This window comes from Streptomyces monashensis (assembly GCF_001866665.1).
GTDB lineage: Bacteria > Actinomycetota > Actinomycetes > Streptomycetales > Streptomycetaceae > Streptomyces > Streptomyces monashensis.
The window spans coordinates 1-20,379 of record NZ_MLYO01000117.1 but is presented as its reverse complement, the minus strand read 5'-3'; the positions used below and the strand labels follow the sequence as shown (position 1 = coordinate 20,379).

Below are 20,379 nucleotides of genomic sequence, written 5' to 3'. Positions count from 1 at the left end.
ACGCCGGTCATTCCCACCCGCCCCCCGGCCAACGCCGCCGCACCCCCCGACGCCCTCGCGACGACCCCGACGGGACGCCGGCCCCCGGCCCCTACCCCACGCTCGCGCACAGCGGATCCGTCGACGGATCCGGCACACTCCGCGACCCCTTCCGCCGCCGCTACCCGCCCATGACCCACGCTCGGCCTCATGGAGGGCGCGTGGGTACCGGCCGTCGACGACGACGCCCTGGCCGTCATGCTGGAGCGGCCGCGCGCAACGGTAGCCGCATCCGCATCCGCAGCCGTGGCCGCTGTCCTGTCAGACCCCGCGCCTAGGCTGTCGTAGAGATTCGATCAAGGAGCCGGGCAGTGCGGATAGAGCGTCATCAGGTGGGCGGGGCCGTCGTGTCGGCAGCACGCGAGGACTTCGCGAACCGCATCGGGGGCCGGGTGCGGTCCATGTCGCGGGGCGGTCGGATGGCCACGTACGCGTGGCAGTCGATCGCGGACGACTTCCTCGACTACCTGGGCGCCCTCTCCGTCGAGACCCCCGGCCTCGACACCCCGGAGGCCAGGGCCGCCCTCAAGGACGCCTCCGAGGCCGCGGCCGGCGCGGTCGCCTACGCGGCGTACCACCCGCACTGCAGCTTCCAGGTCTTCCTGGAGTACGTGAACTTCGGCATGAGCTACGACCGGGGTGAGGATGCTCCCGAGGAGAGCGTCACGCCCGGGGAGTGGATCGACGCGCTCTGCCTGACGGTCCTCAGGGACAAGGCCAAGTGGCATGGCGAGGCCTTCCACTTCGCACGGCAGAAGTTCGCCGAGCAGGCGCAGGGAACGCCCGTCGGCGAACTCGCCACAGGGCTGACGGCCGTGGTCCTGGACGACACCGGCGACGACGCGGAGTACCCGCCCAGCGCGCAGGCCAAGCTCGCCGCCGTCGACGCGGCCCTGAACCGCGTCCGTACCCGCGCCCAGGAGACCGGCGAGTCTCTTCTCGTCAGCCCGGACGGCCCGGACAGCCCGGACAGCGCGGCGCTGCACACGTTGCGCGCCCTGGCCGCCGGGGACCGGGAGGCCTTCGATGCCGCGCTGGCCGACCTCCTGGCCAGGCACGCCGCCCTGCACGGCCGTTCGGCCTCCCCGAGCAGCCTTCTCCCGCTCGTCCCCATCGCCCTCGCCGCGCTCGCGTACCGGACCCTGGGCTGGGCGCCTGCCGTCCGCACCGACTACCTCCCGCACGCACTGGTCACCGGCTTCGAGACCCGCGGCCCGCGGGTCGCGGGGTTCGGCCGGGACCGGCGGCCGGACGCGGTCGCCGCACTCGCCGCGGGCCCGCTGGTGGTGGAACGGCCCTCCTGCGAGCGGACGGTGGACCCGCGGACCGAGGCCAGGTACGAGGAACACATCCAGGAGGCGTTCACGCCCGTCGACGGAGAACCCCTCCCTGTCCGGCGGCTGGGCGACGTCATGGGCGATCGGACGCGCCTGTTCAAGTGGCGCGCGGGAAACCCCGGCGGCGTCACGGACGCGCACCTCGCGAACCTTCGGCTGGCCTCCCAGACGGGCGCGGCCGTCTTCCGCATCGCCCTGGAGGAACCGGGCACCGAGGCCGAGGTGACCATCGGCGGTCGCACACTGCGCTGTCCGGCCGAGCGGGACGAGGAGGCCGGCGCCGGGAACTGGCAGACGGCCACCGCCTTCGCCCTCATCACCGGCGCACGCGAGGACCTCGCCCCGCTGGTCCTCACCGGTCCCGCCTTCGCCCGCCCGGACGGCTCCGCCTTCAGCGCCTACCGCGAAGCCCTCCACGCCTACCTCAAGGGCACCGACCCGAAGCCGGCCGCGCAACGGGCGCTGCAGCAGGACGAGAAGGCCAGGGACTGGGGCTTCGCCATGCCGCCGGCCGTGCTGCTGTCACAGCTCGTGGAAGGCGACGAGGAGAGCTTCAACCTGGCCCTGGCCGACGCCCTCGAAGCCCACCGCGACCACTACCGGGTCGCCGACCGCGCCGACGACCCGGACGCTTCCCTCAACCTCGACATCCTCGCCCTGGCCTGCCACGCCCGCCGCCGCGGCTGGGCCATCCGCGTCGAATCCCCCTACCTTCCGCAGACTCTCCTGCGGGCCGCTGAACCCTTCTAGGAGGCCTTCGGCCGCGGGAGACCGGAGAACGGCTGCGCACGGCGCGGGTGTTAGTTTCCTTCCCGTGGTGAAGCATCAGGACGAGACCAGGGCGGCCTACGACGGGGTCGTCGAGCTGTACGCGTCGATGTTCGCCGATCGGCTGGAGACGCGGCCGTTCGCGCGGAACATGATCGGCACCTTCGCCGAGCTCGTGCGCGCATCGGGGAACCTGCGGGCAGTGGACGTCGGGTGCGGACCCGGTCATCTGACGGCCATGCTGCACGACTTGGGGCTGGACGCCTTCGGGCTCGACCTCTCCCCGGGCATGGTCGCCCACGCCCGGCGGGCCCATCCGGCGCTGCGGTTCGACGAGGCGCGGATGGAGGCCCTGCCGGTCGAGGACGGCGCGCTCGGCGGAGTGCTGGCCCACTACTCGATGATCCACACCCCGCCCGAGGAACTGCCCACGCTGCTCGCCGAGCAGGTACGCGTCCTGGCACCAGGGGGCCTGCTCTTGGTGTCCTTCTTCGGGACCGAGGGGCCGGAGCCGGTCCGCTTCGACCACAAGGTGGCGCCCGCCTACAGCTGGCCGGCGGACCGGTTCGCCGGGTTGCTGGCCGGGGCCGGGCTCGTCACGTTCGCCCGGCTCCTCCACGACCCGGCCTCCGAACGGGGCTTCCTCGACAGCCACTTGCTGGCCCGCCGCCCGTAGAGCGTGGCCCGTGGCAGGGTGCCTGTGGATCATCCGCGTGGACGAAGCCCGTCCGAAGACGCCGCGTTCCGAGCCCGCGAGGCAGCTGCCCCGACGGCGCTCCGAGCTCCAGCGACCTGCGGATCCGAGGAAGACCAGCACCCCGCTCCAGCCGGCCGGCTGCCCCTCGGCCGTCCCGTCGAGCAGCACCTCCCCATCGGGGCGCACACCACGGCTTCGCCCGCTGCTGCCGGCCTGTCGGATCGGCGACCCGCGGACGGGGACGGGCGGTCGAGTCGGCGAGCCGGGTGTGCGGGTCGACCGGACGAACTCCACCGATGCCTGGTCGGCCCACGCTCCGCCGCCCGGTCGGAGGGCCCAGCCGGTCCCCGTCGCACCCGAGGGGCGGTCCCGTGTCAGCCGAGGCCGATCAGTTCGGCGATCGTCCCGCCGAGGACCCGGTCGCGTACTTCGCCCGGGCTGGTGACGCGTTCGACCAGGGCCCGGGCGAGAACCGGGTCGCCGTACGGCGCGTCCGAGCCGAACAGGGTGCGGTCCGGGATCTCCTTGACGGCCAGCCGGACCGCGAAGACGACGCTGGCCGTGGACAGCTCCAGGTACATGTTCGGGGTGTCACGTACCAGTTCGATGGCCGGTATCCAGTGATGTCCTCCCAACTGGCTGACCACCAGCGGAACATCGCCGTAGCGGTGGGCCAGCGCGGCCAGCGTCGCCAGGTCCTCCGCGGTGGCCGGCGCGGATCCGTGCACGACCACGGGCAGTCGCCCCTGGTCGGCCGCCGCCCGGAGCACCGGTTCGATCAGCCCTGCCCCTCCCGGCGGCGGTGTCAGCTCCCCGATCCCGCGCAGTCCGCGCCCGATGACCTCCTGCTCCACGATCGCGGCGGTCTCCTGCGGCCCCAGCCCCAGCGGCACCGACAGGAAGCCGATGAACCGCTCCGGCCGCGCGGCAAGCGCGGCGTCCAGCTCCCGCCACGCCGGCCGGTACGCCTCGACCGTGCCTGCCCGGCCTGCGAGCGCCTTGTCCAGGACGGCCATCTCCCGGCGCAGTGCGGCCAGGTCGCCGGCCCGTTCCGGGTGCGGCCGGGTGGCGAACAGGACGGCACGGTCGACCCCGGCCTCGTCCAGCAGCCGCACATGTGCCTCGGCCGGGTCGTGGACGTGGCTGTGCGCGTCGATGATCACTGGTTCGTATCCCTCCGTCTCGACCGGTCCGGAATGCGGCCGGTCAGGGCACTGTTGCTCCCTGACACGGTGGGAAGGTCAAGTCGAAGGAGGCGGATCGGTGCTGATCGGGGAGCTGTCGCGGCGGACCGGAGTCAGCGAGCGGCTGCTGCGCTACTACGAGCGGACGGAACTCATCCACGCCGAGCGCCGCGCCAACGGCTACCGCGAGTACGACGAACAGGCCGTGGAGACGGTGCGCCGCGTCCGCGCCCTGCTCGCCGTCGGCCTGCCCACCCGCGTCATCCGCCAGGTCCTGCCCTGCACCCACGACACGGCGACGCTGCGCCCCTGTCCCGGCGTCCTCACCAGCCTCCGCGGCCAGTTGGACATCCTCGACCAGCGCGCCGCCGACCTGGAGACCGCCCGCCGCCTGCTGCGCCGGACGATCGCCGTCACCGAGAACATCGAGAACGCGGCCGAGCAGCCTCCGGCTCCGGGCGCCCGGACACGCCATCGCCCCGGTGAGAGTCCTCGCCGGTGCGGACCACAGCCACCCTCTCGGGCGGGCCGTGGAAGTGGCGCCGCCGGAAAAGCGATTGACGCTCGCCGGTGTCCGGCGGTCGGATGACGCGCCATGAACACAGGGCAGATGCATCCCGGCATGCACGCCATCGACGTCGACCTCGTACGGCGGCTGGTCGCCGGGCAGTTCCCGCAGTGGGCCGGGCTGGCCGTCGAGCGGTTCCCGTCCGGCGGGACGGTCAACGCCATGTACCGGCTGGGCGATGACATGGTCGTACGGCTGCCGCTCGTGCGGGGCGGGGCCGACGGCGTGTCGCTGGAGCGGACGTGGCTGCCCCGGCTCGCGCCTCACCTGCCGACGACCGTTCCCGAGGTACTCGGGGAGGGGGAGCCGGCGCAGGCGTACCCGTGGCCGTGGTCGGTGTACCGGTGGCTGGCGGGGGAGAATCCCGAGGCGGGAGCACTGAGCGAGCCGGTGCCGCTGGCCGGGGATCTGGCCGGGTTCGTGGCGGCGATGCGCCGCGTCACCCTGCCGGGTGCGCCGCAGGCCCACCGCGGAGGGCCGGTCGCCTCGCTCGACGCGCAGACCCGGGCGGCGATCGAGGAGCTGCGCGGGATCCCCCAGGAGGGCGTCGACTGCGATGCCGCCACCGCCGTGTGGGAGGAGGCGCTGCGGGCCCCCGGCTGGGACGGGCCGCCGGTGTGGCTGCACGCCGACCTCATGCCGGGCAACCTGCTGGTGGACGGTGGCAGGCTGACCGCGGTCATCGACTTCGGGTGCCTGGGGGCGGGAGATCCGGCCTGCGACCTGTTCCCGGCGTGGAATCTGCTGCCGGCCACGGCGAGGGAGGTCTTCCGCGAGGCGCTGGGCGTGGACGACGCGACCTGGATCCGCGGCCGGGGACGGACACTCTCGCAGGCACTGATCGCGCTGCCGTACTACCGCAGGACGAATCCGGCGATGGCGCGCAATGCCCGGCACGTGATCCGGACGGTACTGCAAGAGGGCTGAGACCGCAGCGCGTGGGCACTGTGCTGTGACCGTGCTGATGACAGCACAGCTTCTTGCTTTCTGTACGGGGGCGTCGGTGTCATCGTTCCGGTACGGCGGCGGGCTGGGGAGAGCGCCGTACTGAAGGTGCCGATTCCCCATCCAGGCCACGCCCATGAGCGCGACGACGAGCGGTTCGCGACGCTGCCGGTGCGGGTTCGGCCGCAGGCCCCTGGCGGACGCCGAGTACGGCGACGAGGCGGTGCCGGTCACCGCCCGGCCCTCCCGGGCTCATGACCGAACGGCGGCCCTCCGCCCGAGTATCGACCGCATCGCCACCATCACCGGCACGGACCCCGCTCGTGTCACCGCGCTCCTCACCGCCACTCACCACCCCGCGCCACCGTCAACCGACCCGCCCCAGAGCCGCGCCTCCCGCCCACGAGCGCCCCGCACGGCCTGCCGCCACGGCTGAGCGATGCCCGGGACCGGCGGGTGCGGAGTGTGCCGAGGCCGCCAACACGCGGATGGCGGGCGGGGGTTGACCGGAGAGACGAACCAGCGTGACCGCCGATGGCCGCTCCCGCCGGCGTTCGTGCTGACGGCCGGGCGCGCCATCGCCACGCGCCCGTACGGTCCACGCACGTTGCCCCTGCTCGGCCCTCGCGTACATGGGCCGGCCGCCCGCGCCTCGGGTATGCAGTGGGAAGTCGTCCGCTCGCCGAGGAAGAGGTCGCATGCACGCCGAAGAACGGGCCATGTCTGCCGAGGCGCGGAAGGACAGGGCACCGGACCGCGAACCCCGGGCCGCGAGCGCGACGCCGGCCCCGGGGCTCCTCGCGTTGCAGAGCACCGCCGGCAACGCGACAGTCGTCCAGATGCTCCGCCGGGCCGGACACCCGAGGACCCGGGAACGGCACCAGCACGGCGCCGACGGCAACCCCCGGCAGACCGGGCAGCACGTACAGCGCGCCACCGTCGACGACGTCCTGCGCACCCCCGGCAACCCCCTCGACGACGCCACCCGCACCGAGATGGAGGCCCGCCTCGGCGCCGACTTCTCCGACGTACGGATCCACACCGGCGAGGCGGCCCGCGCCTCCGCCGCCGAGGTCGGCGCCCGCGCCTACACCTCCGGCAACCACGTCGTCATCGGCGAGGGCGGCGCGGACCGGCACACCCTGGCCCATGAGCTCACCCACGTCATCCAGCAGCGGCAGGGACCTGTGGCCGGCACGGACAACGGGTCGGGGCTGCGCGTCTCGGACCCGTCGGACCGCTTCGAGCGGGAGGCGGAAGCCAACGCCACCAGGGCCTTGCGCGGACCGGCGCCCGGCCGGGCGCCGCAGGGCCCGGCCGAACGGACCGGCTACGGCCCGCAGTCCGTCCAGCGCTCCATCCACCCCTACCCGACGTCCGGCCAGGCCCCCGACGAAGAGGTGGCAAAGGACCTGGTGGGCTTCGGCGAGAAGCTCGACGCGGCCGTCCAGCTCGCCTGGCTCCAGGCCACCCAGAATCCGACGGACGCCAATCTGGCACGTACGGACGGATATCTGGGCCGGTGGGCGGAGCAGTGGCAGGAATACCTCCAGGCCACCGGGGCGAAGAAGGCGGACATAGCCGCGCTGGTCCCCGCCATGGCCGGTTACGCCATCGAGTCCCTCGCGACCAAGGTGTTCCTCACCGAGCGGAAGTCCTGGACCGGTCCGGCGTCCGGCCGCACGTTCTCCGTGGCCATGCAGGTCACCCACGGCAACACCCGTCCCGATGTCGTCCTCCAGCTCGACGGGAGCGAGGTCGCCTGGTACGACATCACGTCCGCGAAGAGCCTGGGGCACATCTTCGAAAAGGACGGCTCCGGGTGGAAGACCAAGCCGTACATAGCCGAGATCGCGTATCCGCAGGTGACGGCACAGACGGTCGAGTCGAACGCGGCCAAGTGGCAGAACGCGGGCAGCCCCGCCATCACGAACGACCCCATGATCTTCGCGAACTACTGGATGGAGCGCGGACGGTTCGAGGTGTCCATGAAGTTCATGCGCGAGGACATCCTCCAGACCTCCCCCTCCCTCCTCGACCGCGCCCGCAACGCGGCCGACGGTGTCACGGGCAACGTGAACGCGGCACGCCGCCAGGAGTACATGAGGGCCTGTCTGGCGCTCTACAAGGCCGGAGTGCTCCGCGGCAACTCCAGCGAATCCGACGTGGCCACCGCGATCGAGGGCAGGGCTCAGATGCCCGACGTCACGGCACTCGTACCGCTTCCCAAGGAAACCGCCGCGGTCATCCAGTGGCTCACCGAGAACCACAAGAAGTACGGCTTCCAGGGCAGCGACGGCAAGAGCAGCTTCAAGAGCCTGAGCGTCCAGCCGGGAATCGTCTGGCTCCAGGAGTGCGCCGCACACAAGCAGCTCACCGTCTCGGACGCCGATGTTGTGGACCACATCAGCGCGAACTATCCGGAGGGCCTCGGCGCACTCCGCAACGCGGGGCTGGTCACGTGACCCACACACCCGTGTTCCGGGTACGGGCTTTCCACTGTGCCGGAGGTGATCGCCAGGGAGGCGGAGTCTGCCGGCAGGTGACGCAGGTTGACACCGCGTCGGTTGCCCCGACCAGCGAAGTCCCCGCAGTTTGACGGAAGTTGACAGGCGGGGGGGATGCGGCGTGGCGCAGATCGATGTGCCGGACGAGGGGCAGCTGCCGTTCGGTGCCTCAGCCGGTTCCTGGTCCGCAGCCGGCCGGGTCCCCTTGAGCCGGGGCACAAGCTCACGCATGTGGGCACCCGCGGACTTGGGGATCGGGCGAGTGAACGGCCGTTCCAGGGCGCAGTCCAGGCCGGCGGAGGCGATTTTCCCCAGCCCCGGCCGTCGACGACCTCGACCAGGAACTCGTCCTCCGCAGCGACTACTGGTTCCAGCACCGGCCGGGTGAGGGGGAGCGAGTGTGACCGAGCATTTCGCGGGGCCTTGGGCAGGCGCAGCACGTAGCCTGCGAGGAATCGAGAGCATTCCGGGAGCGGTCTCATGGACATCACGTGGCGTCGGATCGAGGAGCAGGACTTTCCTCTGCTGCGGATGTGGCTCCGGCAACCCCATGTGAAGCGTTGGTGGAATCACGAGACCACGGCGGAAGCCGTGGCGCGCGACTTCGGCCCCGCTGCCCGAGGCGAGGAGCCCTCGGAGGACCTCCTCGTCTTCCTCGAAGGCCGTCCGGTCGGTCTCGTACAGCGTTCGCGCCTGCGCGACTACCCCGAGTACCTGGCCGAGCTGGCGGCCATCGTCCCGGTACCCGACGGCGCGATGACCATCGACTACCTGATCGGCGATCCCCGCCGGACCGGCCAGGGCATCGGGACGGCGGTGATCCGCTCCGTCATCATGCGCACCTGGGCCGAACACCCGGCCGCCCCGTGCGTTCTCGTCCCGGTGGTGGCGGCCAACCGACCTTCGTGGCGAGCGCTCGAGCGGGCAGGGCTGAGCCGGGTCGGGGACGGAAACCTGGAGCCGGACAACCCGGTCGATGACCACACCCACTACCTCTACCGCATCGACCGGCCAGGCACCGGCGGATGACAGCCTCACCCGCCCGCCGACCAGAACGCTCAGCCTCGCCAGACCAACCGCACATCCGTCAAATGAACGGATCACGAAACGGCGCCGCGAGCTGGGTGAACGCATCAGCGACATACGGGCCGCAGCCGACCACACGCAGGAGTCCCTGCGCGAGGCCACCGGCCTCAGCCGCAGTCCCTTCAGCGGATCGAGTCCGGCGAGACCGACGCCCGTCACAGCGACCTCCTGAAGATCGCCGCGATTCTCGGCACGCCCGTGTCCGACCTCACGCGCTGACCCAGGCACCGGAAGGCCCCGCCCATCCGCCACGGGGGAAGCAGACGAGCGGGGCCGGCCAGGGGCTCAGATGGGCAGGTTCCAGCGGGTGCCGTCATGCAGGTGCCAGACGTGGGTGCTGCCGTCGGTCTCCCGTGCGTAGCCGAACCTGTCCTGTGCCGGGCGGCCGACGCTGTTCCACCACGCCCAGGCTTCCTCGGCCTGCTTCCACAGCCCCTCGTCCCCGCCGAACGTCACCCTGTCCTGGTCGTCGCCGGTGAGCGGGACGCGAGCCCACGAGCCGTCGCCGCGCTGGAGTTGGAGCGCCGTCGCCCCTGTCTTGTCGTCGACGTAGTAGACGAGTTCTGTGCCGGGCAGCTGGAACGCGAGCACGAGCCGCAGCGGGTAGTTGGCCCGGATCTCCGCGGCCGTGAGCCCGGTCGGCCGGGGACCGGTGGCCGGCGGCCTCTCCGGTCGCTCCGGCGACGGGTTGGTGCGCGCCTCGCTGCGGGCGGCCATGAAGCGGCCGGCCGTGGTGGTGAAGAAGCCGCGGGCCCGCCCGTCGGCGCCGACGGACAGCCGCACGAGGCCGCCCTCGATGCCGAGTGCCACGTCCGTCACCAGGATGCCGCCGGGGCGCAACTGCTGGATCCAGGCGGTAGGGACGGAGGGCACGGAGCAGGTGGCGATGATCCGGTCGAAAGGGCCGCCAGTCGGGTATCCCTGCGTTCCGTCACCGGGCAGCAGTTGCGGCTCGTAGCCGACGCTCGCCAGGCGCTGCCGGGCGACGTCGACGAGGGCTTGGTCGACGTCCATGGAATGCACGAGTTCGTCACCCAGGCGCGCGCACAGCAGGGCGGCGTTGTAGCCGGTGCCGGTGCCGACCTCCAGCACGCGGTGCCCGGCCTCCACCGTCAGCTCTTCGAGCATTCCGGCCATGAGGCTTGGGAGTGTGCCCGATGAGGCGGGCACGCCGGTCCACGCGTCGTCGGCGACCCGCTGGGCCGTCATCGGGTCCAGGGCCGTCACCAGGGTCTCATCCCGGTAGACGTCCCCAAGGGCGCCCTCGTCGGCGATGCTGCGGTGTCGCCATACGGCGATGCCGCGGTCGTCGGTCTCCTGCTCGTACCACTGCGGCACGAAGACATGGCGCGGGACGGTGGCGAAGACGTTGGCCCACTCCTGGGTGCGGATCGCGCATCCGCCAGTGCTCGGGCTTCGTCCAGGTGCCCGGCAGCGGCCGCAGTGTCACGGGCACGGCCCGCGATGACCGCGGCCCGCATATGGAGGGCTCCTCGTGCCGCGATCTCAGGAGCCGTGGTGGGGGCTGGGGCTGCGTCCAGAGCAAGTTCAAGGGCCCGGAGCCCGGGAGAGTAGGCCCGGGCGGCGAAGAAGGTCTCTGTGCGTACGTATGCGACGGACGCGGCCAAGAGCGGATCATCGGCTGCGGGGGCTGCCCAACGCATGAGGTCGATCAGGCGTGCGGACAGGTCGCGGGCGCCGAATTTGTAGGCCACGGCGTCGGCCGTGCGGTAGGCCCTGACGAGGAGTCCGGCCAGTTCAGCTTGTCCCGCAGCCGGGGCCTGGTGGTAGCCGCGGGCGAGTTCGGCGAGCAAGTCTGGCAGCTCACGTGCAATTCGCGTGTACTGGGCTGCGAGCCGCCAACTGACGGACGCAGCCACCACCGCGCGCAACTCGTGGAGGGGACGGACTGGTCCGTCGTCGGGAACGTCGTACGCGGCGATTGTGGCGGATAGTGCGGGCAGTGCGTCGTGGACCCGCGTTTGCACGGACTCTCGATCCGAGCGGAGCCGTGCTGGATCGATACCGAGGGCGTCCGCGATGGCTTCGAGCGTGCCGTCACTTACTCCGCGCTCGCCACGTTCGATCTTCCGGATGGTGCCAAGGGCTACAGAGGAAGCCTCCGCTAGCTGCTGCTGTGTCAACTTCGGGCGCATGACGCTGCGGTAGTAGGCGATTCGGGTGCCTACCCCGCCACGGGGGCGTGCGGGCATCTCGGCTCCAGTTCGGTGCAACCACTCCGAACAGTACCCACGTCGAGACTCGATGTGCTCGCAGACGGCCCCACCAACTACTTCGCTGGCAGGGCCGGTTGCCACTCAGCCGACGACGATGGAGGTGAGCTGGGTGAGGCTGTCGATACTCCAGTCAGCAGCCGCTACGACTTGGGCGTCCTATGCCCACAGGTGCCCCCACGGACCACGGCGAATGTGCGCGGCGCGCAGCCCAGCCGCTTTCGCCGGAAAGACGTCGTTAGCGGGATGATCACCGACGTACAGAGTCGCGCTCGGCGCAGCGTCCGCCACTTCCATCACCCGCTCGAAGAATTTCGGCTGCGGCTTCGCGACGCCCCACTCTCCGGAGGTGACGATGAGGTCCGCGGGGAGATCCAGGCCGCGCAGCAGTTCACCCGCGCGGGGCGTCTGGTTCCCGGCGATGATCAGGCGCACGCCTTGATCCCGAAGGGCCGACAGTGCAGGCCGGACGTCGGGATACAGGTCGGTCTCGTCCAGGCCTTCACCGCGGCCAGCTGCCTCCCGGGCCTGGTACTCGGCAATGACGTCGATCCCCGGCCGCACAAGCCGGAGCGCTTCGGCATTGTCCAGGCCCTGCGCGACAACGGCTCCGACCAGGGCAGACAACGTGTGTCTCGGGACATTGAGCCAGTCCGCCCACGAAGCCCAGTAGCGGTCATCCCGGGTGATCGTCTCGCCGACGTCGAACACGATGGTCTCAATCACCCTGTGAGCCTACGGGCACGAGAAGATGCGAAGAAAATCGAACACGTGATTGAATCTGGCCATGAGCCCGATTCCCGACGACCTCGCCCGCGCACAAGAGGAGTGGCACGCCACGTACGAGCAGCTCGCCGCACAGCCTCGGGCCGCGCTGCGGCGGCGTCTCGTCCGCCTGTCGTCGGAGGTGCTGTTCCACCCGTACTGGCAGGGGCACCGGTCTGTCGGCCGGGCGTCACTGCACGGTGCACGTCATGTCCGAGCTGCCCCCTGACCCGCCGCTTCCGCCTGACGCCCACCGGCTCGTGGTGATCCTCGCGTACCTCGACGAGCAGCTGCCCGTGAAGGGGGAGCCGAGACGGGACGAAGCCCCGTCGACCGCGCCAGTACGGGCAGCAAGCATCATCTGATCACCGATGCCACCGGCATCCCGCTCGCCGCCACCTCGACCGGCGGCAACCGCAACGACGTCACCCAGATGAGCCCACTCCTGCAGGCCGTGCCGCCGGTGCGGGGCAAGCGCGGCCGGCCCCGGCGCCGCCGGACGTGGTGCTGGGCGACCGCGGCTACGACCACGACATGTACCGCCGTCCGGTCCGGGGTCTCGGCGTGCAGCCGCTGATCGCCCGCCGGGGTACCGAGCACGGCTCCGGGCGCGGTACCCAACGCTGGGTCGTAGAGCGCGCGTTCGACCATCTGCGCTGGCTCCGCCGCCTGCGGACCCGCCGGGAGATCCGCGACGACATCCGCGAAACCTTCCTCAGTCTCGGATGCGCACCCATCTGCTGGAGACGTCTGCGTTCACTCTGACGGGGACGGGGTGGTGGCGGTGTCTTCGGCTTCCTGGGCGGCCATGACCTCATCGCCATGTTCGAAGGCCCATGCTCCGACGGCGTCGATGGGTGCCAGCAAAGTCCGCCCCAGGGCAGTGAGTTCGTAGTCCACGCGCGGTGGCGCTCCGGGGCGTGCCTGCCGGTCCACCAGTCCGTTGGACTGCAGGCGCCGCAGCGTCTCGGTGAGGACCTTGGAGCTGATCCCTCCGATCTGCTCGCGTAGTTCGACCGGGCGTCTGGGACCGTCGCGCAGTGCCCAGAGCACGACGGCGTTCCAGGTGTTGGACAGGAGGTCGAAGGCCAGGCGGGCACGGCAGTCGGCGAGGAAGGCGTCGGTTGTCACGTACCAAATGGTGCCCGACGGGCCTTCTAGCGTCGTTGCGAACGGTCCGAGCAGGTCCTGGGAGGAAATGCGTGATGAGAATCGGCGTACTGGGCACGGGCAACATGGCGGACGCGCTTGCCACCCACTGGGTGCGGGCCGGGCACGACGTGGTCATCGGGGGTCGGGACGTGCACAAGGCGGAGCGGCTCGCGACACGCGTCGGGGGCAACGCGAAGCCTGCCGGTCTCCGCGAGGCGGCCGAATTCGGTCAGGTGGTGCTGGCCGCGCTGCCCTTCGGCGCGGGGGCGAGCGTGGTGCGGGAACTGCGGGCGGTCCTGGACGGCAAGGTGCTGATCGACTGTTCCAATCCGGTCGGTCCGGGCTTCCTGCTGCTGACACAGGGCGGCCTCTCGGCTGCACAGCGACTGGCCGAGGCAGCACCGGGAGCTCATGTGGTCAAGGCGTTCAATCTCTGCCACGAAGACGTGTGGCGCATGTCGCCGCCCGTCTTCGGCGGCCGGCCACTGGCCGTTCCGGTCTGCGGAGACGACGAGACGGCTCTCGCACGTGTGCACCTGCTGGTGAGGCATGCCGGCTGCGAACCCGTGGTCGGCGGCGGTCTCGGACGAGCCGGACTCCTGGAGGCGACCGCCGCGCTCTTCATCGGGCTATGGGTCGGCGAGGGAGCCGATGCCCAGGCAATCGCACCCCCGCTGGCCTATGCCGCCGGACCCGGAACACGATGAAGCAGAAGGCGCCGAAAGCTCCTTTCGTCAGGAGTTCTTACAGCCCTCGGCAGGGTCGAGGTCGGGGGCTGTCCTGCCGACGGGCATGCCAGGCACGGGCGGACGTGCATGAGGCCCGTGACCGCCACGCGACAGCGCGAGGCTAGGCGCGGACCTCGCGCCGCCACTCCTCGAAGTCGTCGAACCACTCGAGCGCGTCGCGCAGACGGTGGTCCGGGCCGACGGCGAAGAGGGAGAGGATCTCCGAGATCGGCTCCACGTACGGCCGGGGATCGTCGCCCCTGGCTTCCTCCTTCTCCAGTGCCGCCAGCTCCTGTTCCGTCATCGTCTCCAGGGGGATGATCAGGATCGGCTGCCCGCCCACCGGGAGTTCGGGGTCCGGCGGCGTGGGGACGCAGCGCCATCGGGCGCCGTACGGGCGCAGCAGTGTCTCGCCCACGTACCAGGCCGCGAGCGACAGCAGCGGTCCGTCGGCGGCGTCGTTCGCGTCCTCCCAGGTGGCGAAGGTACTGCGGAGCAGCGCTTCGAGCCGGTCGAGGGAGTCGGTCGTGAAGTCCCAGCCGCCGCCGTGCTCCGCGGCCCACGCGGGAAAGGCCTCCCGCTGCGTGGCGAGCCAGGTGTTCAGCCGGGGGTTGTCAGCCCACTCGGGCGTGTCGATCGGGTTCATGAGGCGAGCGTAGGGAGTGGAACCCAGGAGGGTGTAAAGACCTTGTGAGTAAACAGAGGTGGCATGTGACACGCCAAGAAACGACGGGACGTAGTAGCTTCCTCGTCCCTAGTGTGGGGGCCTTGACGGCGCCTCACATGTTTCGGGGGCCCCTGGCGTCGCCAACTTCCCATTCGTGGGGCTCCGTTGGAGAGCGCACGTGACCACCAGAACCGAAGCGGGGCCGGCACCGATACCGGCACCTCGCCGCAGAAACCCGTGGCTGAACGCCGCCCTCGCCCTCGCCTGCACCGGTGCCCTGACCTTCACCGGCCTCGCGTCCCTGCAAGGCACGGCCTATGCGGCCAAGGGCAGGCGCTGCGACCAGATGTACAACCTGAACGGCAACACCGCCGCCGACGAGTCCCTGCCCTGGAACAGCGGCGTCGACGTACGCAACCAGGCCGACTGGGACTCGTACGACTTCGACGCACCGCGGCAGGCCCTGGCCGGGCTCACCCTGCCGGACGACCCGGTCGCACAGAGGAAGATCCTCAGCACGATCACCAAGCCGTACAAGAAGTACCCGGCGAACAGCCGGGAGCGGGTGCTCGCCCAGTGGCGGGACTACCTCAAGAAGAACGCGAACAACCCGAACCGCAAGTACACCAACTTCGAGGACTGGCTGCGCGACGGCTGGATCCTGCCGAACAACAACAACAAACGCGGCAACGCCTTCGAGCGGAAGGCGGTCAGCGATCTGGGGCTCCTCGGACCCGACTGGCTCTGCCAGGAGGACGTCAAGGTCCTGGACGAGAACGGCAAGCCCGTGATGTACAAGGGCAAGCCGCTCGTGCGCCGGTACGACGCCGTGAACTACAAGACCAACGAGTTCGTCGAGTTCAAGGCGGGCGGCGGTCGCGACACCAACCAGGACTTCGCCAACAAGGCGTTCCTGGAGGATCCGCAGCGCAGCAACGCCCGCCTGATCTACGTCAACGGCGAGAAGAAGGCCAACGCCACCTCCGACTACCTGAAGAACCTCGCGGACGAGGTGAGCAAGGACTCCGAGGGCCGCCCCCGCGTCGTCGGCTACGAGCACATCTCCACCGGCGAGCCCGACTTCCAGCGCGGACCGTACTCCGCGGCCGACCCGAACCTGAGCACCGGTGACGAGCCCGCCCCCGAGGGCGGCGCCGCCCAGGTCATCGACGGGTCCGAGGACACGCCCGGTGAGATGGCCGGTGAGCAGCAGCTCATCAACGAAGAGGACATCGACGGCGAGGGCATCCACGGCCCCGGCGGCGTCGACTTCTCCACCCTGTCCCTCTCCTACGTCGGCAAGCCCGTGCGCGGCCGGAACCTCGACTACGCGTACTCGGCGGCCCAGGTCGACGAGTCCGCCGGTCTCGGCTACGGCGGGAAGCAGAAGGCGCAGCTGATCTCCGACGCCTTCTTCACCTGGCTGGCGCTGACGCCGGACAAGTTCTGGGTGAACCTCAACCCGGACCAGCCCGACAAGGTCATGGACCCGACGTTCGGCAAGACCGACGCCGGACGCGTACTCCTCCAGGCCGACCTGCAGATGAAGCACGACTACGCCAGGGACCTGGACCCGCGCCAGGGCATCGGGCAGCAGCTCATGGACGCGATCCGGCGGGCCGGTCTGCCCTGCGGCTCCGTCGAGCGCAACTGGATCGTGCCGAAGCCCGCACAGGTGCGTGCCGACAGCAACGGTCTGTACATCCTGTCCGCCCCGCTCCAGGTCAACTCGGTGGCAGCGGTGGTCAAGACGCCGACCCCGAACAGCTGCGCCCTGTCGGCCGCCCAGCGCCTCACCTACCAGACGCTGGTACGGCAGCTCGTCGTCCCGGACATCGAGAAGAAGATCAACACCGCGCCGCAGTACGCGGACCTGCGCCGCGTCTACAGCGCCCGGGTCGCCGCCGAGTACGTCCGCCAGGCGGACACGCAGGCGGCCACCGACTACCGGCCGATCATCAACAGCAACAACGTGGCCAAGTGGCCGCTGCGGGGCGCCAACCGCACCTGGACTCCGCGCCAGACCTGGGAGGAGTACTACAAGTCCTTCACCCAGGGCGACTACAGCTACCCCTGCGGGCAGAAGATCTGCGTGCTGGGCGGCGTCGACTTCTCCAAGGCGCCGAAGCACAACATCTCCAGTACCCAGTTCAAGGTCGAGCACAAGAACCTGCCGAGTTCCACGAAGACGGCCGCGAAGGCGATGGCGCCCAACGCGGACAACAGCCACCTGCTGCTGATGGGCGGCGGGGGCAGGCAGAGCAGCGGTGGCGGCGGTGGCGGCGGGGGCCAGAGCCCCACACCGACTCCCACCCACAGCACCCCGCCCTCCGGTCAGCCGTCCGCCCCGGCGAGCCACACACCGGGCCCCGGGCACAGCAACCCGGCACCCGGCACGCCCGGGCCGTCCACCCCGCCCGAGAAGAACGGCGGCGGCCTGGCCGCCACCGGCACCGAGGCCTCGGCCCTCGCGGGCATCGCCGCGGTACTCCTCGCGGCCGGCGCGGCGCTCGTGTGGTGGCGACGGCGCCGTACCGACGGCTGATCGCCGATCGCGGAGCACCGACAGCGATCCGCAACCCACTGTGCCGCCCCGCCGGATTCCGTCCGGCGGGGCGGCACGCTGTGCGGCGGGCCCATGCCAGGCCCCCATATCCTCGGTACCGCCGTACGCGCCATTCCGGAGGTATCCGATGACCGGCTCAGGCATCGGTGTCTTCGTTGCCCGGATACACAGGGGCTCGGCCAAGGTCGACAGTCGCCGGCACGTCGGGCAGGAGAGAAGCCGGCTTCTTCGGGCGAACGACCTCTGCGGTAGTGGCCGGCTCTGCTGTCGACCACCAGTGATGTCCGTAACAAGCTACCTCCGCGGTGACGTTCATCTCGCGGACCTCGTCCGCCGTGACCCGGGCAAGTCGGTCTTCCTCGTACTGGTCGAAGGTTCGGCCGTCGACGCTGAAGACGGCCTTCCGGGTCCAGACCACGGGGCTCAACCGTCAAGCGGGAAGACACGGTTGTTCCCGAACTTGACTCTCCCGTGGAGGGAGAGATGAAAGTAGGGCCATGGACGGCGACACCCTCTACTCGATCGGCGAACTGGCCCGGCGTACCGGGCTGACGGTCAAGAAGATCCGGTTCTATTCCGACTGCGGAATCGTGGCGCCGGCCCATCGCACCCCCGCCGGATACCGCCATTACGGTCAGGACGCCATCGCTCGCCTCGCCCTCGTCCGGACGCTGCGCGAGCTGGGTGTCGGCCTCGACGTGATCCGGCACGTCACTGATCAGGAACTCACGCTGAACCAGGTCGTAGCGGAGCACGCCGCAGCCCTGGACGTACAGATCAAGACCTTGCGTCTGCGGCAGGCCGTGCCGACGAGACACCCCGCGCGGCCGCCCTGCGCGGCACCGAAGTCCGCCGCACGGGCACCCAGGACATGATCGTCCGCTGGCCGGTGGCAGGAGGGCGATCGCGACATTCTGGTGGTGTTACGGCGCGGCCCGTTGGCCAACACCGCCTTCACCGACGACGAACGTCTCGAACGCACCCTCCGCCGGGGCCTGCATCCGGAGAGCTCAGTGGGCGGGTTGCGGGGCGGGTATTGCCGGGGCGGCCGCGTCCTTGCGGGTCTCGCGCAGTATCAGCAGGCCGTTGACGACCATGAGTGTCGCGGTCAGGCAGTGGACGCCGAGCGCGGTGGCCACGGAGCCGTGGTGGGCCAGCACGTTGGTCATGTCGCCGTAGGCGGCGAGTGCCTCGACCAGCAGCGCCCAGCCCAGCGCCCGGCGGTGGCCCGTCACCAGCAGGACGGCCAGGACCAGGGCCAGGACGACGTCGCGGATTCCCTTGACGATCAGGAAGCCGCCGCCGTCGCCGGACGGCCAGTGCGGCAGGCCGTAGCCCTGCGCCACCGTCTGCGGGCTGAGGATGAACTCCGTCCCGAACCAGAGGACGAAGAGGATGAAGGCGGCGGCCAGGACGGTGTTGATCTTCTTCAGCGACATTGTTCTTCTCCTTGCGGGTCTTCGTCGGCTTGGTGAGCTTCGTGGGGTGTGCTGAGTCGTGCGGGGCCCGATCAGGCCGCGCGGACGCGGCTGATCGACGGGTGTGGCTCGTCGGGATCGCAGTGGTGGGATCTGGGCCGTAGCTGCATTCCCGGATGTCGGGATTTCGGTGGCCGGCTGCCCCCACCGGGGAGTGGGGACTTCCCTCCACCGGGGAGTGGGGCTGTGCGCCAGGGTCGACACGATCGCACTGGAGATCAGCGGCGCGCCGGCGGTGACGTCGAAGCCGGGATGAGCTGGTCGCTGGAGGGCCCGTTACGCCCGTGGACGTGACGGAGGGGCCGCTCTGCCGAGCACGGCGCGTCCGGGCGCAGCCATGCTGACGCGTCGATGGCCGGGAGCAGCCGGCCGTCCGAAGAGTGCGGCAGCGGCAGCCCGGCCGGCAGCACACGCGGCCGGTCGACGTCGATGCGGCCCCGGTTGAGATCGCCGTAGGGTCCGTCGTGCCCTGCCGGTGTCCGGGCAGCAGCGTCAGGTCGTGCGATGACGTCACCGGACCGTACGGGCACATCACCGTGTCGGTCGCGGCTGCGAACGTGATCCCGCCACCGGCGAGGCCGTGATCCGCCGGGCCGCCATCGGCCTCACGACCCGGCGCCGCCTGGGGTGAGGATCTCCATGAGGTGTCCGTCGGGGTCGTGGAAGTAGGTGCCCTTGCGGCCTTCGGTGTGCTTGCTGTGATAGATCTGCCCGATCTGTTGGCATGCGGGATCGCCGTAGTGGGTGATTCCACCGTGCTGGATGCGGGCGAGGGCGGCGTCGAACTCCTGCTCGCTGACCATGAACGCGTAATGGTGTGGCTCGAAGTCGTCGCGCTGGTCGTAGTCCAGGCTGACCTGGTTGGCCAGCCTGACCGGCGTGAAGTGCGCCGCCGGCGGTTCGACACGCAGGCCGAGGATGTCGGCCAGGAACTGCGCCGAGGCTCGCGGGTCACGGGCGGGGACGATGGTGTGATTCAGTTCCACGGTCATAGTGACTCCTCTTCAGGGCGGGACTACGCGTAGTGGGGGCCTCGGCGGCCTTGGCGACCCGGCATGGTGCGTGGATGCGTGACTGCCTGGGGGCGGGCAGGGTTTCTCCGGCCGCCCTCCCCCTGCTACAGCTGCCGTGTCATACGTCGATCTGCTGGAAGATGTGCGGGTACGACACGACGTCGTCGGGGGACTCGGCCACCATGCGCTGGAACTCCGGGCTCGCGAACGCCGTGGCGAGCGCCTCGGTCGACTCCCAGACCGCGACGTTCATCAGAAGCCGGCTGTCCGCCGTTCCCTTGTGCATCTGCAGGGAGACGAATCCCGGCTGGGCCTTCATGAACGCGGCCTGCCTGCGGAAGAGGGCCAGGAATGCTTCGGTCCTCTCCTCCGGGACGAAGAAGGTGTTGGCCAGGACGATGGGCCCGGTCTTCTCCTTGAACTGCGCGAACATCGGCGTATTCGGGTCGAGACTCTGCAGCTTGGCCATTTTCGGTACTTCCTCTCGCTGTCGGTGTGTGGGTGTCGCTCGGGCCCGGGCCCCGGGGATGCCGGCCGGGTTCGAGGGTGTTGGTGTCCGGGGGCTGGATGTGGAGGGAGGTGGCGGCGCCGCAGTTGTGGCGCACGGCCGGGCGGTTGCGGCTGACCGGCCGGGCGGGTGGGTCC

18 protein-coding genes and 3 pseudogenes are annotated in these 20,379 nt (G+C 70.5%); 11 read left to right on the top strand and 10 right to left on the bottom strand.

The window, feature by feature from the left end; all coding sequences use genetic code 11:
* The first annotated feature begins 371 nt into the window (after nucleotides 1-371).
* Both BIV23_RS42960 and BIV23_RS42955 read left to right on the top strand, forming a co-directional pair.
* On the top strand, nucleotides 372-2,126 hold the full coding sequence (locus tag BIV23_RS42960) for an immunity 49 family protein (RefSeq protein WP_071386424.1): 1,755 nt from the start codon (nucleotides 372-374) through the stop codon (nucleotides 2,124-2,126).
* A gap of 64 nt (nucleotides 2,127-2,190) precedes the next feature.
* Nucleotides 2,191-2,820 carry a class I SAM-dependent methyltransferase gene (locus tag BIV23_RS42955; protein WP_071386423.1) on the top strand — a complete coding sequence of 210 codons (630 nt, stop codon included), beginning with the start codon at nucleotides 2,191-2,193 and terminating at the stop codon, nucleotides 2,818-2,820.
* Nucleotides 2,821-3,215: 395 nt separating this feature from the next.
* On the opposite strand, the gene BIV23_RS42950 is transcribed toward BIV23_RS42955, so the two are convergent.
* The gene (locus BIV23_RS42950) at nucleotides 3,216-4,004 is read right to left on the bottom strand and encodes an amidohydrolase family protein (RefSeq protein ID WP_071386422.1); all 789 of its coding nucleotides are present in this window, start codon (nucleotides 4,002-4,004) and stop codon (nucleotides 3,216-3,218) included.
* A gap of 100 nt (nucleotides 4,005-4,104) precedes the next feature.
* On the opposite strand from BIV23_RS42950, the gene BIV23_RS54225 reads away from it, so the two are divergent.
* The 4 genes from BIV23_RS54225 (at nucleotide 4,105) to BIV23_RS42930 (ending at nucleotide 9,074) form a co-directional block, all read left to right on the top strand.
* A complete protein-coding gene (locus tag BIV23_RS54225) occupies nucleotides 4,105-4,614 on the top strand; it encodes a MerR family transcriptional regulator (protein WP_071386421.1) in 510 nt (169 codons plus the stop codon).
* Nucleotides 4,615-4,620: 6 nt separating this feature from the next.
* Nucleotides 4,621-5,520 (top strand): aminoglycoside phosphotransferase family protein, encoded by a 900-nt coding sequence (locus BIV23_RS42940; RefSeq protein WP_218161930.1) that lies wholly within the window; start codon nucleotides 4,621-4,623, stop codon nucleotides 5,518-5,520.
* 716 nt (nucleotides 5,521-6,236) lie between these two features.
* Nucleotides 6,237-8,003 carry an eCIS core domain-containing protein gene (locus tag BIV23_RS52945; protein WP_079173773.1) on the top strand — a complete coding sequence of 589 codons (1,767 nt, stop codon included), beginning with the start codon at nucleotides 6,237-6,239 and terminating at the stop codon, nucleotides 8,001-8,003.
* A 522-nt stretch (nucleotides 8,004-8,525) separates the two neighbouring features.
* Nucleotides 8,526-9,074 (top strand): GNAT family N-acetyltransferase, encoded by a 549-nt coding sequence (locus tag BIV23_RS42930; RefSeq protein WP_071386419.1) that lies wholly within the window; start codon nucleotides 8,526-8,528, stop codon nucleotides 9,072-9,074.
* A gap of 342 nt (nucleotides 9,075-9,416) precedes the next feature.
* On the opposite strand, the gene BIV23_RS42925 is transcribed toward BIV23_RS42930, so the two are convergent.
* The 3 genes and pseudogenes from BIV23_RS42925 to BIV23_RS42920 all read right to left on the bottom strand — a co-directional run bounded on the left by BIV23_RS42925 (nucleotide 9,417) and on the right by BIV23_RS42920 (nucleotide 12,091).
* Entirely contained in the window at nucleotides 9,417-10,469 is a 1,053-nt protein-coding gene (locus BIV23_RS42925) for a methyltransferase domain-containing protein (protein ID WP_245790925.1), read from the bottom strand.
* Nucleotides 10,355-11,287 carry a helix-turn-helix domain-containing protein gene (locus BIV23_RS47910; protein WP_245790924.1) on the bottom strand — a complete coding sequence of 311 codons (933 nt, stop codon included), beginning with the start codon at nucleotides 11,285-11,287 and terminating at the stop codon, nucleotides 10,355-10,357. Before BIV23_RS47910 ends, BIV23_RS42925 begins: the two co-directional genes overlap by 115 nt.
* Nucleotides 11,288-11,449: 162 nt before the next feature.
* Nucleotides 11,450-12,091: pseudogene (locus BIV23_RS42920) on the bottom strand (HAD family hydrolase).
* Nucleotides 12,092-12,152: 61 nt separating this feature from the next.
* On the opposite strand from BIV23_RS42920, the gene BIV23_RS42915 reads away from it, so the two are divergent.
* Both BIV23_RS42915 and BIV23_RS52935 read left to right on the top strand, forming a co-directional pair.
* Nucleotides 12,153-12,359 (top strand): hypothetical protein, encoded by a 207-nt coding sequence (locus BIV23_RS42915; RefSeq protein ID WP_071386417.1) that lies wholly within the window; start codon nucleotides 12,153-12,155, stop codon nucleotides 12,357-12,359.
* 63 nt (nucleotides 12,360-12,422) lie between these two features.
* Nucleotides 12,423-12,895 (top strand): annotated as a pseudogene (locus BIV23_RS52935) (transposase); the annotation flags it as partial.
* Here BIV23_RS52935 and BIV23_RS42905 read toward each other — a convergent pair.
* Nucleotides 12,887-13,261: a winged helix-turn-helix transcriptional regulator gene (locus BIV23_RS42905; RefSeq protein ID WP_071386416.1), complete on the bottom strand. Its 375-nt coding sequence runs from the start codon at nucleotides 13,259-13,261 to the stop codon at nucleotides 12,887-12,889. The pseudogene BIV23_RS52935 and the gene BIV23_RS42905 sit on opposite strands and share 9 nt — an antisense overlap.
* Nucleotides 13,262-13,335: 74 nt before the next feature.
* On the opposite strand from BIV23_RS42905, the gene BIV23_RS42900 reads away from it, so the two are divergent.
* The gene (locus BIV23_RS42900; RefSeq protein WP_071386415.1) at nucleotides 13,336-13,989 is read left to right on the top strand and encodes an NADPH-dependent F420 reductase; all 654 of its coding nucleotides are present in this window, start codon (nucleotides 13,336-13,338) and stop codon (nucleotides 13,987-13,989) included.
* 142 nt (nucleotides 13,990-14,131) lie between these two features.
* On the opposite strand, the gene BIV23_RS42895 is transcribed toward BIV23_RS42900, so the two are convergent.
* On the bottom strand, nucleotides 14,132-14,656 hold the full coding sequence (locus BIV23_RS42895; RefSeq protein WP_071386414.1) for a hypothetical protein: 525 nt from the start codon (nucleotides 14,654-14,656) through the stop codon (nucleotides 14,132-14,134).
* A gap of 199 nt (nucleotides 14,657-14,855) precedes the next feature.
* Here BIV23_RS42895 and BIV23_RS42890 point away from each other — a divergent pair, with 199 nt between their 5' ends.
* Nucleotides 14,856-17,222: an LPXTG cell wall anchor domain-containing protein gene (locus BIV23_RS42890; RefSeq protein ID WP_071386413.1), complete on the top strand. Its 2,367-nt coding sequence runs from the start codon at nucleotides 14,856-14,858 to the stop codon at nucleotides 17,220-17,222.
* Nucleotides 17,223-17,379: 157 nt separating this feature from the next.
* Here BIV23_RS42890 and BIV23_RS42885 read toward each other — a convergent pair whose 3' ends face one another.
* Complete coding sequence (locus BIV23_RS42885; protein WP_071386412.1) at nucleotides 17,380-17,661, bottom strand: NUDIX hydrolase; 282 nt, start codon at nucleotides 17,659-17,661, stop codon at nucleotides 17,380-17,382.
* A gap of 79 nt (nucleotides 17,662-17,740) precedes the next feature.
* Here BIV23_RS42885 and BIV23_RS42880 point away from each other — a divergent pair.
* A pseudogene (locus BIV23_RS42880) lies at nucleotides 17,741-18,049 on the top strand (MerR family transcriptional regulator); the annotation flags it as partial.
* A 204-nt stretch (nucleotides 18,050-18,253) separates the two neighbouring features.
* On the opposite strand, the gene BIV23_RS42875 reads toward BIV23_RS42880, so the two are convergent.
* The 3 genes from BIV23_RS42875 to BIV23_RS42865 all read right to left on the bottom strand — a co-directional run bounded on the left by BIV23_RS42875 (nucleotide 18,254) and on the right by BIV23_RS42865 (nucleotide 20,203).
* Nucleotides 18,254-18,682: a DUF4267 domain-containing protein gene (locus BIV23_RS42875; protein ID WP_071386411.1), complete on the bottom strand. Its 429-nt coding sequence runs from the start codon at nucleotides 18,680-18,682 to the stop codon at nucleotides 18,254-18,256.
* 644 nt (nucleotides 18,683-19,326) lie between these two features.
* Entirely contained in the window at nucleotides 19,327-19,713 is a 387-nt protein-coding gene (locus tag BIV23_RS42870; RefSeq protein WP_071386410.1) for a VOC family protein, read from the bottom strand.
* A gap of 139 nt (nucleotides 19,714-19,852) precedes the next feature.
* Nucleotides 19,853-20,203 carry an antibiotic biosynthesis monooxygenase family protein gene (locus BIV23_RS42865; RefSeq protein WP_071386409.1) on the bottom strand — a complete coding sequence of 117 codons (351 nt, stop codon included), beginning with the start codon at nucleotides 20,201-20,203 and terminating at the stop codon, nucleotides 19,853-19,855.
* Nucleotides 20,204-20,379: the final 176 nt, after the last annotated feature.